Here is a 12,502-nt window from a genome sequence, read left to right as displayed (position 1 = left end):
CCGTGCGACGGCGCACAGGACAGGATCGGGACAGGACTGGGTGTGACGGGACCACGCATCAGGGTCGTGATCGCCGACGACGAACCCCTCATCCGGGCCGGGATCCGCATGATCCTCACCTCGGACACGGCGATCGACGTCGTCGCGGAGGCCACCAACGGCCGCGAAGCAGTCGAACTCGCCCGCTCCCACGCCGTGGACGTCGTGCTGCTCGACATCCAGATGCCCGAGATGGACGGGCTGAGCGCCCTGGCCGAACTGCGCCGGACCGTACCGGGCGCGCGAGTGATCATCCTCACGACGTTCGGGGAGCGGGAGAACGTCCTGCGCGCCCTGGAGCACGGCGGCGCCGGATTCCTGCTCAAGGACACCGCGCCCGCCGAACTGATCCGTGCCGTGCGCGCCGCCGCGGCCGGTGACGCCTACCTCTCGCCCGCAGCCACCCGGCACGTCGTCGACCAGCTCGCGACGGGCCGTGCCGCGGCCCGCGCCGAAGAAGCCCGGCGCCGGGTCGGCGTGCTCTCCGAACGCGAGCGGGACGTCCTGGCGCTGCTCGGCGAAGGCCTGTCGAACGCGGACGCCGGAAAGCGGCTCCACATGAGCGAGGCCACCGTGAAGACGTACGTCAGCCGAATCCTGGCGAAGCTGGACTGCGAGAACCGGGTCCAAGCGGCGCTGCTGGCTCGGGACGCGGGGTTGTAGAGGGCGCCGGGCCGGTGCGGCGGCGAACTCGTCGTGCCCGCCGTTCCGGCGGCGGCCGACGGTGTTTCACGTGAAACACCGCCCACCCCCATCAGCCGTTCCGGCCTGCTGGTTCAGGGCCGTCGCAGAGTTATCCACAGGGGGAGACGGGTTTCCGCCAGCGCCTGTACCGTCAGGGGCAGTTGAGCTCTTGACGTCGTACGAGAGCGCTGGACAGGGATGTTGCACGAGACGGGGGAGGCGGCACGCCATGGGCGAGGTCGACGCGGTGGTTCCGGTACAGCGGACCGGAGCGGAGGACGGGCGGGAACGGATCCCCCAGGTCCCCGGATTCGCCGTCCGCCCGCACGCACCGGGCACGGGACCCCACCGGGCCCCGGGGTCACCCAAGGCCCAGGGAAAGGCGCTACGCGCCCGCTTCCCCCGCGCCTCGCACGAATCGCTGGTGCTCACCGCCGACCGGCCCGACGCCGTCCGCGCGGTGGAGGAATCCAACGTCGGCCGCGTACCCGAGCTCGCACCGATACGGGTGGGCCGCATGGCCGCCAGCCCCTTCGCGTTCCTGCGCGGGTCCGCCGGACTGATGGCCCACGACCTGGTCGGCACACCCGTCACCGGCGTCGGCGCACAGATATGCGGTGATGCGCACGCGGCCAACTTCGGCCTGTACGGCGATGCGCGCGGCAGCCTCGTCATCGACCTCAACGACTTCGACGAGACCGTCGCCGGGCCCTGGGAATGGGACGTGAAGCGGCTCGCCACCTCGCTGGTCCTGGCCGGCCGGGAGGCGGGCGCCGACGAACACACCTGCCGGGCAGCGGCGTTCGACGCGGTCGGGGCCTACCGCCGCACCATGCGCCTGCTGGCGAAACTGCCGGTCCTCGACGCCTGGAACGCGATAGCCGACGAGGAACTCGTCTCCCACGCCGACGCCCACGACCTGCTCGGCACCCTGGAGCGGGTCTCGGAGAAGGCGCGCAACAACACCAGCGCGCGCTTCGCCACCAAGGCGACCGAGCAGGGCGAGGACGGCAACCTGCGCTTCGTCGACGCGCTGCCGGTGCTGCGCCGCGTGACCGACGCCGAGGCGGCCGCCGTCGCCGTCTCTCTGGAGCAGTACCTGCACACCCTGTCCGAAGACCGGCTCCCGCTGCTCGCCCGGTACGCGATCCACGACGTGGCCTTCCGGGTGGTCGGCACGGGAAGCGTCGGAACGCGGTCGTACGTGGTGCTGCTCCTGGACCACCGGGGCGAGCCGCTCGTGCTCCAGGTCAAGGAGGCCAGGGCGTCGGCGCTGCTGCCGCACCTGCACAAGGCCGGGTTCGCGGCGCCCGAGGCCGGGCACGAAGGACGCCGCGTGGTGCTCGGGCAGAAGCGGATGCAGGTGGTCAGCGACATCCTGCTCGGCTGGACGACTGTGGACGAACGGCCCTTCCAGGTGCGGCAGTTCAGGAACCGCAAGGGCAGCGTGGACCCCGCCGCGCTCGCCCCCGGCCAGCTCGACGACTACGGGCGCATGACGGGTGCGCTGCTCGCCCGGGCCCATGCGCACAGCGTCGACCCGCGCCTGATAGCCGGGTACTGCGGAAAGAACGAGGAGCTCGACGAGGCGGTGGCCGCCTTCGCGGTGACCTACGCCGACCGCATGGAGGCCGACCACGCGATCCTGGACGCCGCCGTGCGCGACGGCCGCATCGCGGCGGAGCTGGGGGTGTAGGAGGGGTGGGGGGGGTTGGGGGGGGGAGGGGAGGGCCCCCACCCCCACCCCCCGCCCGTACGCTGGACCGGTGACGGACGAAGCTGCCGGCGGTACGACTGCCCGGAACGAGGACCCGCTGACCACCCTGCCTTCGGGGGGCGAGCCGGGCACGCCGTTGGGTGCGGGTGCCGCACCGGGTGCTGAGGCCGGGCAGGGGAGCCCGCCGGGCGCGGCGGAGCAGGAGCGGCCCGAGGCGCGGCTCGAGCGGGCGGTGCGGGCGGCCGAGCAGGCGCTGATCGAGTTCGAGATCGCGGTGGAGACCTTCCGGGTCGAGGTGGAGAACTTCTCCCGGCTGCACCATCAGAAGCTCGGCCCGATGTACGCCCGGCTCGATGAGCTGGACGCGCAGATCGCGGAGGCCCGGGCCGTGCAGAGCGGTGATCCCGAGGATCTGCGCAAGGCACGCGAGGCGCGGGCGGCGGTCATGCCCATGCCGGGGGTCGACGAGCTGTTCCACGACTGGATGGACTCCGACGGCCTCTCCCCCGAGGCCGCCTCCATGCTCACCGATCAGCCGGTGCGGCCGCCGAAGCGGGTCCGGCCGAGCGAGGAGGTGCGCAGGCTGTACCGCGAGCTGGCGCGCAAGGCGCACCCCGATCTGGCGCAGGACGAGACGGAGCGGGCGCGGCGGGACGAGTTCATCTCCCGGGTCAACGCGGCGTACGGGCGGGGCGACGAGGCGTCGCTGCGGGAGCTGGCCGAGGAGTGGGCGGCGGGACCGGTGCCGGAGGAGGCGCGGCCCAGTGAGAGCGATGAGCTGTACGCGCGTCTGGAGTGGCTGAGCCGGCGCAAGGAGTTGCTGGCGCTGGTGGCGCGGGAGCTGGAGGACAGCGCGATCGGTTCGATGCTGCGGATGGCGCCGGACGACCCGGACCGGCTGCTCGACGAGATCGCCGAGCAGTTGCTGGCCGAGGTGGCCGGTCGTGAGGCGGAGCTCGCGAAGCTGGTGCAGTAGCGTTCGGGGGACCTGCCGGGTTCGTACGAGAGAAGGCATGACCCATGAATTTCGCCCAGCTGCCCTCGGTGGACGTCGCCGCCGTGCCGGCCGACGCCCTGGTGCTCGATGTCCGCGAGGACGACGAGTGGGCGGCGGGGCACGCCGAGGGCGCGCTGCATGTGCCGATGAGCGAGTTCGTGGCCCGCTTCGGTGAGGTGACCGAGGCGGTCGCGGACGGGCGTCGGGCGTATGTGATGTGCCGGGTCGGCGGCCGGTCTGCGCAGGTCACCCAGTACCTGGTGCAGCAGGGGATCGACGCGGTGAACGTCGACGGCGGCATGCAGGTGTGGGAGGCCGCCGGTCGTAAGGTCGTCGACGCCCAGGGCGCGCCGGGCACCGTCGTCTAGCGCGCTCGGCACAGGCCCCCCGCGTCGAGCGTTCGTGTGGCCGTACGTCGCGCCCCGCACCGTGCGTGGGCGGGGCTGTGCCGTCGGCATGGCCGTCCCGTGGCACAGGACGTACCCCGGGCCGTACGTCGTAGGTCCACGCGGAGCCCGTTCCCCGGGTCGTACGTCGGGAGCCTCCGCGGCGCACGGCCCCCGAGCCGCCCCCGCACCCCCTACGCGGGCTGGCTGAGGGGGTGGGCGGCGAGGAGGTCGCCCAGGGCTTCCTCGTGGGCGGCGGCCGGGCCGAGGGAGAGCTCCAGTTGTTTGGCCCAGGCGTGGTAGCGGTGCAGCGCGTAGTCCGTGTCGGCGCCGAAGCCGCCGTGCAGGTGCTGGGCGGTCTGGACGACGCGGCGTACGCCTTCCGAGGCCCAGATCTTGGCGACCGCGACGTCCGCGGCGACGGGCAGGGCGCTCTGGGCGCCGGTGCTGATGCGCCAGGCCGCCTGCCAGAGGGTCGTTTCCATGGCGCGCAGGTCGATGTAGCGGTCGGCGGCCTGGACGGCGACCGCCTGGAAGGTGGCGACCGGATGGCCGAACTGCTCGCGTTTTCCGACGTATTGGCTGGTCATGCTGAGTACGGCTTGGCCGAGTCCCAGGGCCAGGGCGCAGGTTCCGGTGGTGAGCAGGTTGCGCAGCCATTCCCAGGCGCCGTCCGCGTCGATGACGTCGGCGGGGTGGACGCGTACGGCGTCGAGGTGGAGTTCCCCGAGGCGTTCGCCGCTGGTGGAGGCCTGGTCGGCGAGGGTGAGGCCCTGGTGGGGCCGGGGAAGCAGGGCCAGTACGGTGCGGCCTTCGGCGGTGTGGGCGGGGACGGCGATGCGGTCGCAGGTCTGGGCCCAGGGCACACCGGTCTGGGTGCCGTCGAGTACCCAGTGGTCGTCGTCGCGGCGGGCGGTGACGGCGAGTTCGGCGCCGTCGTGGCCGGTGCGGCCGTTGGCGGCGACGGTCAGGGCGAGCGCGCCCCGGCCGATCGCGGGCAGCAGCTCGTGCTTCAACTCGGCCTGGCCGTACCGCTGTACGGTCAGGGCGACCGCGCTGGTCTCCAGGAGGGGCAGCCGGGCGAGGACTCGGGCCGATTCGCGCAGGACCAGGCACAGGGCGATCGGGTCCAGGCCCGCCCCGCCGTGCTCCGTGTCGATCACCAGGCTCAGCAGGTCCGACGCGGCGAGCTTGGCCCACAGCGGGCGGTCGAAGTCGTCGGCCACGGCGCCCGGCGTGAGAGCGGGGCTGGGTACCGCGTCGGGTGCGACGCCGGAGAAGACCGCCTTGGCGGCCTCGACGGCTGCCTGCTGCTCCTCGGTGAAGGTGAAGTCCACGGCCTTGTCCTCCCGCGTGCACCGGCTCTGTCCGGATCGGGGCGTCGCGGCGTGAACCGCGTTACCAAGCGTCCGGATCTGACGGATCGTCAAGATAGAACAGGTTCTACGGGATGGGAATGGGCGCGGCTCCGATGCGCCCGGCCCGGCTCCTTACCGGTCGAAGTCGAGCTCCACCTCCCCGGTGGCGGGGTGGGACTGGCAGGCCAGGACGTAACCCGCCTCGGTCTCCTCCGGCTCCAGCGCGAAATTGCGCTCCATCCGCACCTCGCCCTTGACCAGGAAGGCCCGGCAGGTCCCGCACACGCCGCCCTTGCAGGCGTACGGGGCGTCGGCGCGGGCGCGCAGCACCGTTTCCAGGAGGGACTCGCCTTCCCGCACCGGCCAGTTGCCAGAGCGGCCGTCCAGGGTCGCGGTGAGCGTGGCGTGCGCGGGGGCTGCGGCGGAGGCGAGGGGCGCCGGTGCCGCGTCGACGTGGAAGATCTCCTGGTGGATGCGGTTGCGGTCGACGCCGAGCCCGCGCAGGGCCCGCTCGGCACCCTGCACCAGGCCGAACGGTCCGCACAGGAACCAGCCGTCGATGTCCGCCACCGGGAGCAGCGCCGGCAGCAGCGTGTCCAGGCGCTCGCGGTCGAGCCGGCCCGAGGGCAGCCCGGACTGCTGTTCCTCCCGGGAGAGCACGGTGACCAGCTGGAACCGCTCGGGATAGCGGTCCTTCAGGTCGGCCGTTTCCTCGAGGAACATCGTGGAGGCGGCGCTGCGGTCGCTGCGTATCAGGCAGAACCTCGCCTCGGGCTCGCGGGCGAGCAGGGTGGCCGCGATCGACAGGACCGGGGTGATGCCGCTGCCGCCGACGATCGCCGCGTAGTGCCCGGGGCGCGGCTCCAGGACGAAGCGGCCCATCGGCTCCATGACGTCGACGATGTCGCCGACGGCCAGTTCCTTGAAGGCGTACGTGGAGAAGGAGCCGCCCTCCACGACGCGGATGCCGACCCGCAGGACGGGCTCGTCCGGCGCCTGGACGGCGGGCGCGCAGATCGAGTACGTACGGCGGATCTCCTCGCCGCGCACGCTGCGGCGCAGGGCGAGGTGCTGGCCGGGGAGGTGGCGGTAGGCCTCGCGGAGCTCGGGCGGCACGGCGAAGGTGACGGCCACCGAGTCGTCCGTGAGCTGCTCGACCTCGCTGACCCGGAGCGGATGGAACATCTACAACTCCTTGAAGTGGTCGAAGGGTTCACGGCACGACACACAGCGGCGCAGCGCCTTGCAGGCGGTGGAGGAGAAGCGGCTGAGCAGCTCCGTGTCGGTGGATCCGCAGTGCGGGCAGCGCACCGACAGGGTGAGCGCGACGGGGCCCTCTGCGGTGTGCGGCCGGGGAGGGGCTATGCCGAACTCGGCGAGCTTGCGGCGTCCTTCCGCGCTGATGTCGTCGGTCGACCAGGCGGGGGAGAGCACGCGCACGACCGAGACGTGCGGTATGCCGTGGTCGTGGAGCACGCGCTCGATGTCCGAGGACATGGTTTCCACGGCGGGGCACCCGGTGTAGGTGGGGGTGAGCTCGACGCGCACCCGGTCCGGCGCTTCGACGTGCACGGTGCGCAGGACGCCGAGCTCTTCGAGGGTCAGGACCGGCAGCTCGGGGTCGGGGACCGAGCCCGCGAGGCGCCGCAGCTCGGTCTCCAGAGGGGTGAGGGGCGTGTCGGTCACCATGTCGCCCCCGGGTGGCTGCGGTGCAGGTGCTGCATTTCGGCGAGCATCCGCCCGAACGGCTCGGTGTGCAGCCCCTGCCGGCCGGCGCCTGCCGCCCAGGCGCCGGTGCGGGGTCCTTCGGGGACGGTGAGGGTCGCCCGGTCCAGGACCGAGGTCACCGATGCCGTCCACCGTGCTTCGAGGCCGTCCGTGTCGAGGTCGAGGCCCGGCACCGGCTGGAACATCTCGCCCGTGAAGCGCCACAGCGCCTCGCAGGCCCGCTGCATGCGCCGGTGGCTCTCCTCGGTGCCGTCGCCGAGCCGCAGCGTCCACTGCTCGGCGTGGTCGCGGTGGTAGTCGACCTCCTTGACCGCTTTCGCCGCCAGGGCCGCGAACTCGCCGTCTCCCGCGGCCAGTTCGCCGTACAGCAGGTGCTGGTACGTGGAGAAGTACAGCTGGCGGGCGATGGTGTGGGCGAAGTCGCCGTTGGGCTGCTCCACGAGCTGGAGGTTGCGAAAGGCCCGCTCCTCGCGGAGGTAGGCCAGCTCGTCCTCGTCGCCGACCTGGGAGAGCAGGACGCGGGCCTGGCCGAGCAGGTCGAGCGCGATGTTGGCCAGCGCGACCTCTTCTTCGAGGACGGGGGCGTGGCCCGCCCACTCCCCCAGCCGGTGCGAGAGCACCAGGGCGTCGTCGCCCAGGGCGAGGGCGGCGTCCGCCGAGACGGTGGCCGTCACAGGTGCTTCACCCCTTCCGGGATCTCGTAGAACGTCGGGTGGCGGTAGGGCTTGTCGGCGGCCGGGTCGAAGAAGGAGTCCTTCTCGTCCGGCGAGGAGGCGCTGATCGCGGCGGACGGCACGACCCAGATGGAGATGCCCTCCGACCTGCGGGTGTAGAGGTCGCGGGCGTTGCGCAGCGCCATCTTGGCGTCCGGCGCGTGCAGGCTTCCCGCGTGGGTGTGGGACAGCCCGCGCCGCGAGCGCACGAACACCTCCCACAGCGGCCAGTCGTGCGTGCTCATGCCGTTGCCTCTCCGTTCGCGGTCTTCTTCGCGTGCTGCTTCGTGGCGTAGGCGTCGGCCGCCTCCCGCACCCAGGCGCCTTCTTCGTGCGCCCGGCGCCGCTGGGTGATCCGCTGCTCGTTGCAGGGGCCGTTGCCCTTGAGGACGTCCCAGAACTCCGCCCAGTCGATGGCGCCGAAGTCGTGGTGGCCGCGCTCCTCGTTCCAGCGAAGGTCGGGGTCGGGCAGGGTGAGGCCCAGTGCTTCGGCCTGGCCGACCGCTATGTCCACGAAGCGCTGGCGCAGCTCGTCGTTGGAGTGCCGCTTGATCTTCCAGGTCATGGACTGCGCCGAGTGCGCCGACTCGTCGTCGGGCGGGCCGAACATCATCAGGGAGGGCCACCACCAGCGGTTCACCGCGTCCTGCGCCATCGCGTGCTGCTCCGGCGTGCCCTGGGAGAGGGCGAGGAGCAGCTCGTAGCCCTGCCGCTGGTGGAAGGACTCCTCCTTGCAGATGCGGACCATCGCCCGGGCGTACGGACCGTAGGAGCAGCGGCAGAGGGGGACCTGGTTGGTGATCGCCGCGCCGTCCACCAGCCAGCCGATCGCGCCGACGTCGGCCCAGGTCAGGGTGGGGTAGTTGAAGATCGAGGAGTACTTCTGGCGGCCCGAGTGCAGCTTGTCGAGGAGCTCCTCGCGGCCGGTACCGAGCGTTTCGGCCGCGCTGTAGAGGTAGAGGCCGTGGCCCGCCTCGTCCTGGACCTTGGCCATCAGGATCGCCTTGCGGCGCAGCGACGGGGCGCGGGTGATCCAGTTGGCCTCCGGCTGCATGCCGATGATCTCGGAATGGGCGTGCTGCGCCATCTGGCGGACCAGCGAGGAGCGGTACTCCTCGGGCATCCAGTCGCGTGGCTCGATCCGCTCGTCCGCGGCGACGGCCGCGTCGAACACCGCCCGGTTCGCGGTGTCCGTCCCTGCGGCTGTCGTGGCTGTCGCGGTCACTCCGGTCATTGCGGCCCCCTGCCGATCTGCTGTGCGGTTGTCCACCAACCGACCGATCGTTCGGTTCAATGACTTCAATGGTGAGTCGACGGCCCGTAGGGTGTCAACCCTGTGGATAACTCAGCGGGTGCCGATCGGGGCGGGATGGATTCGTACAAGGACGGGACCGGAGCCGGGGGCAAGGCCGACGGAGCTGGGTCCGGGCAGGTCAAGGCCGCTGCGGCCGGGCTCGGCGACCCCGCCGGGAGCGGTTCGGGAGCCCCTGGGGGACGGGGCCAGAACCGCGCGACCGACCGTGCCGCCGAACGGGGGGACGGGGCCGATTTCGACTCGGCGTCGGCTCCGGACCGGGTTTCCGCGACGGAGCCCGCGTCGGAGCAGGGCCGGATTTCCGCCACCCCGCCCTCTGGGGACGCCCAGCTCCCCGAGGACACGCTGGTCCCTGTCGACACCTCGGCTTCTGAGGGCACCCCGCAGTCTGAGGGCACGCCGGTCCCTGCGGACACGGCAGTCCCTGTCGACACCTCGGCTTCTGAGGGCACCCCGCAGTCTGAGGGCACGCCGGTCCCTGCGGACACGGCAGTCCCTGTCGACACCTCGGCTCCTGAGGGCACCCCGCAGTCTGAGGGCACCTCGGCCCCTGCCGACACCTCGGCCTCTGAGGGCACCCCGCCACCCGAAGGCCCCTCGGCCCCTGCCGACACCAGGGTTTCTGAAGACATCCCCCTCCCTGACGACACCAGGCTTCCTGTGGACGCGGCAGTCCCTGGGGAGGCGCGGCCCGCTGAGGAGAGCGCGGATCGCGGCTCAGCTCCCTGGCCGACCGTGATCCCGCCCGGGGACTCCGGACCCACGCCGCCGGACGCCGACCCGGGCCCGCGTTCCGCCCCGCACCCCCGCGACGACGCGGCCCCGCACCCCCCTTCCGATTCCGGTGGAACCGACGTTCCCGATCCCGTCGGCTCCGGCGGCGGCGACGGATCCTCGCGCGGGATCGCCGGGCTGCCCTTCCGGTTCCAGGTCGTGGCCGCCCTCGCGCTCGCGGTCATCGGCGTGGTCGCCTGCGTACAGATCGGGATGGTGTTCCTGCACGTCGCGCCGTCCAACACGGTCAGCAAGCAGTACGGAAAGGCCGTCGACGACTGGGTGTATCCCGAGTTCGAGCAGAACTGGAAGCTCTTCGCGCCCAACCCGCTCCAGCAGAACATCGACGTCCAGGGACGCGCCGAGATCAAGATGCCGGACGGCAGCGTCCGGACGACCCCCTGGATCGACTTCTCGGCGCAGGACGGCGCCGCGATCCTGCACAACCCGCTGCCCAGCCACACCGAGCAGAACGAACTGCGCCGCGGCTGGGACTTCTTCGTCGGATCGCACACCGACGACAACAAGCCGAACGGGCTGCGCGGGGAGCTCTCCGAGCAGTACCTGCGCCGCATCGTGATGCTGCGGCTCGGCGCGCACCGCGACGGCGGCACCGTCGACCGGATCCAGGTCAGGTCCATGACGACCTCCGTCAAGGGCCCCTCGTGGAGCGACGAGAAGACCGACAGCCGGCCCGTCTACCGGGAGGTGCCGTGGTGGACGGTGACCCCCGCCGACCTGCCCAACGGTGCCGGTGACGCACGTACGGAGGCGAAGCGGTGAGCACGTACGACCACGACGGCCCGGCCGCCCGACCGGCCGACGGCGCCCCCACCGCGGGAGCGACCGCCGGTCCCGGGCAGACCACGCCCGCCCGTTCCTCCGCCCCCGGACGAACCGTGCCCGCCGGTTCCGGCGACGGGACCGAGACGCGGGCGGCGCGCGCCGTGCGCCTCGTCTCGGCCGCGGCCCTCGGCCCGTACCAGAGCGCCGTGGTCCGGATCGGGTTCTCCGCGACCTGGCTGTTCTTCCTGCTGCGCGAACTGCCGCACCGCCGCGAGCTGTACGGACCCGACGGGCCCTGGAGCTTCGATCTGGGAAACCGGCTGGTGTCCGGTAACCACGCGTTCACCACGCTGCTGTGGTCCGACAGCACGGTCTGGTTCGAGTTCGTGTACGCGCTGGCCGTCGTGTCCAGCGCGCTTCTGATGCTGGGCTGGCGCACCCGCACCATGTCCGTCGTCTTCATGATCGGTGTGCTCTCCCTGCAGAATCGCTCCGTCTTCATGGGGGACGGCGGTGACAACGTCATCCACCTGATGGCGATCTATCTGGTCTTCACCCGGTGCGCGCAGGTCTGGTCGCTGGACGCGCGGCGCGTGGCGCGCGGGTCGGCCCGCGACCGGGTGGGCCCGGTGCTGTGGGCGGTGTGCGGTCTGGGGCTGCTCGCCGGGACCTGGCGCACGTCGGGATCCGGTGTCCTCGGCGGCGGCGAGTGGTGGCTGTGGGTCGTCTTCTGGGGCGCGTGGGCCGCGCAGGGGCTGTGGTGGGCGGCGGGCCGGTTCGCGAGCGCCGATGCGCGGGCGCTGCTCGACGTGCTCGCCAACCTCGTGCACAACGCGGCCATGGTCGTGATCATGGCGGAGGTCTGCCTGGTCTACGCGACCGCCGGCTGGTACAAGATCCAGGGCACCCGCTGGCAGGACGGCACCGCGCTGTTCTATCCGCTGAAGCTGGACTACTTCTCGCCGTGGCCCGAGCTCTCTTCCCTCCTTGGCACGAGCGGCGTGATCGTGATGCTGCTCACCTATGGAACGGTCATGGTGCAGGTGGCGTTCCCGTTCACGCTGTTCAACCGGCGGGTCAAGAACGTGCTGCTCGTGGCGATGATGCTGGAGCACGCCGGGATCGCCGTCCTGCTGGGCCTGCCGTTCTTCTCGCTGGCGATGATCGCCGCGGACGCCGTGTTCCTGCCGACGTCCTTCCTGCGCAAGGTGGGCGCGTTCGCGGGCCGGCTGCGGGCGGGCGCGCGCGTTCCCGAGCAGCGCGGGGAGACGACGGAGGCGGCCGAGCGGCCACGTACGCTCGTGGGGTGAGCAGCACCGAACAGCCGGCCCCGGCCGACGACGCCATCCAGTACGACGAGGGCTTCGGCCCGGCCGAGGTCGGCGTGGGCCCGCACCCGCGGCCCTGGCCCGAGGGCGAGCGGTACGACCCGGAGCTGCTCGCGCACGGCGACCGGCGCAATGTCGTCGACGCCTACCGGTACTGGACGCGCGAGGCGATCGTCGCCGACCTCGACACCCGGCGCCACGAGTTCCACGTGGCCGTCGAGAACTGGGGCCACGACTTCAACATCGGCTCCGTGGTGCGGACCGCGAACGCGTTCCTGGCCAAGGAGGTCCACATCGTCGGGCGGCGGCGCTGGAACCGGCGCGGCGCGATGGTCACGGACCGCTACCAGCATGTGCGCCACCACCCCGACACCGAGTCGCTGACCGCGTGGGCGGTGGCGGAGGGCGTGCCGATCATCGGGATCGACAACCTTCCCGGCGCGGTGCCGCTGGAGCGCACCGAGCTGCCGCGCCGGTGTGTGCTGCTCTTCGGCCAGGAGGGCCCCGGGCTCACCGAGGAGGCCCGTAAGCACGCCCATATGGTGTGCTCCATCGCGCAGTTCGGGTCCACGCGGTCGATCAACGCGGGGGCCGCGGCCGCCATCGCGATGCACGCCTGGGTGCAGAGGCACGCCGTCGTCCCCGACTGACGCGCCCCCGCTGCCACGCGGCCGTGC

General features: G+C 72.1%; 13 protein-coding genes. 7 read left to right on the top strand and 6 right to left on the bottom strand.

All coding sequences use genetic code 11. From position 1 onward, the window contains the following. Positions 1–42: 42 nt before the first annotated feature. From AC07F3_RS14085 to AC07F3_RS14070, 4 genes are all read left to right on the top strand, one after another. Entirely contained in the window at positions 43–702 is a 660-nt protein-coding gene (locus tag AC07F3_RS14085) for a response regulator transcription factor (protein ID WP_114038630.1), read from the top strand. A gap of 250 nt (positions 703–952) precedes the next feature. After that, positions 953–2,419, top strand: coding sequence for a DUF2252 domain-containing protein (locus tag AC07F3_RS14080; protein WP_479113747.1), 1,467 nt, complete (start codon positions 953–955; stop codon positions 2,417–2,419). A gap of 127 nt (positions 2,420–2,546) precedes the next feature. Further along, complete coding sequence (locus AC07F3_RS14075; RefSeq protein ID WP_479114045.1) at positions 2,547–3,416, top strand: J domain-containing protein; 870 nt, start codon at positions 2,547–2,549, stop codon at positions 3,414–3,416. 44 nt (positions 3,417–3,460) lie between these two features. Continuing rightward, positions 3,461–3,805, top strand: coding sequence for a rhodanese-like domain-containing protein (locus AC07F3_RS14070; protein ID WP_469840298.1), 345 nt, complete (start codon positions 3,461–3,463; stop codon positions 3,803–3,805). Between the two features lie 212 nt (positions 3,806–4,017). Here the strand turns inward: AC07F3_RS14070 and AC07F3_RS14065 are convergent, their stop codons facing one another. The 6 genes from AC07F3_RS14065 to paaA all read right to left on the bottom strand — a co-directional run bounded on the left by AC07F3_RS14065 (position 4,018) and on the right by paaA (position 8,856). Continuing rightward, positions 4,018–5,160 (bottom strand): acyl-CoA dehydrogenase family protein, encoded by a 1,143-nt coding sequence (locus AC07F3_RS14065; RefSeq protein ID WP_479113746.1) that lies wholly within the window; start codon positions 5,158–5,160, stop codon positions 4,018–4,020. A gap of 153 nt (positions 5,161–5,313) precedes the next feature. Next, positions 5,314–6,366, bottom strand: coding sequence for a 2Fe-2S iron-sulfur cluster-binding protein (locus AC07F3_RS14060; protein WP_479113744.1), 1,053 nt, complete (start codon positions 6,364–6,366; stop codon positions 5,314–5,316). After that, a complete protein-coding gene (paaD, locus tag AC07F3_RS14055) occupies positions 6,367–6,870 on the bottom strand; it encodes a 1,2-phenylacetyl-CoA epoxidase subunit PaaD (RefSeq protein WP_479113742.1) in 504 nt (167 codons plus the stop codon). It lies immediately after the preceding gene. Then, positions 6,864–7,583, bottom strand: a complete 720-nt coding sequence (paaC, locus tag AC07F3_RS14050; RefSeq protein WP_479113740.1) for a 1,2-phenylacetyl-CoA epoxidase subunit PaaC — start codon at positions 7,581–7,583, stop codon at positions 6,864–6,866. The genes paaD and paaC overlap by 7 nt, the downstream gene beginning before the upstream one ends. Continuing rightward, on the bottom strand, positions 7,580–7,867 hold the full coding sequence (paaB, locus tag AC07F3_RS14045; protein ID WP_479113738.1) for a 1,2-phenylacetyl-CoA epoxidase subunit PaaB: 288 nt from the start codon (positions 7,865–7,867) through the stop codon (positions 7,580–7,582). The genes paaC and paaB overlap by 4 nt, the downstream gene beginning before the upstream one ends. Beyond that, a complete protein-coding gene (paaA, locus tag AC07F3_RS14040; protein ID WP_479113736.1) occupies positions 7,864–8,856 on the bottom strand; it encodes a 1,2-phenylacetyl-CoA epoxidase subunit PaaA in 993 nt (330 codons plus the stop codon). The genes paaB and paaA overlap by 4 nt, the downstream gene beginning before the upstream one ends. Positions 8,857–9,672: 816 nt before the next feature. Between paaA and AC07F3_RS14035 the strand changes: the two genes are divergently transcribed. Genes AC07F3_RS14035 through AC07F3_RS14025 form a run of 3 tightly spaced genes read left to right on the top strand, consistent with a single transcriptional unit; the run spans position 9,673 to position 12,475 of the window. Continuing rightward, positions 9,673–10,494: a DUF5819 family protein gene (locus AC07F3_RS14035; RefSeq protein WP_479113734.1), complete on the top strand. Its 822-nt coding sequence runs from the start codon at positions 9,673–9,675 to the stop codon at positions 10,492–10,494. Continuing rightward, positions 10,491–11,807 (top strand): HTTM domain-containing protein, encoded by a 1,317-nt coding sequence (locus AC07F3_RS14030; RefSeq protein WP_479113732.1) that lies wholly within the window; start codon positions 10,491–10,493, stop codon positions 11,805–11,807. Before AC07F3_RS14035 ends, AC07F3_RS14030 begins: the two co-directional genes overlap by 4 nt. After that, positions 11,804–12,475, top strand: a complete 672-nt coding sequence (locus tag AC07F3_RS14025; protein WP_479113730.1) for a TrmH family RNA methyltransferase — start codon at positions 11,804–11,806, stop codon at positions 12,473–12,475. Before AC07F3_RS14030 ends, AC07F3_RS14025 begins: the two co-directional genes overlap by 4 nt. The last annotated feature ends 27 nt before the right edge of the window (positions 12,476–12,502 follow it).

It is taken from the genome of Streptomyces sp. NPDC045846, assembly GCF_056431605.1.
Note: the sequence above shows the minus strand (reverse complement) of the source record. Positions and strands in the feature narration are given on the sequence as shown.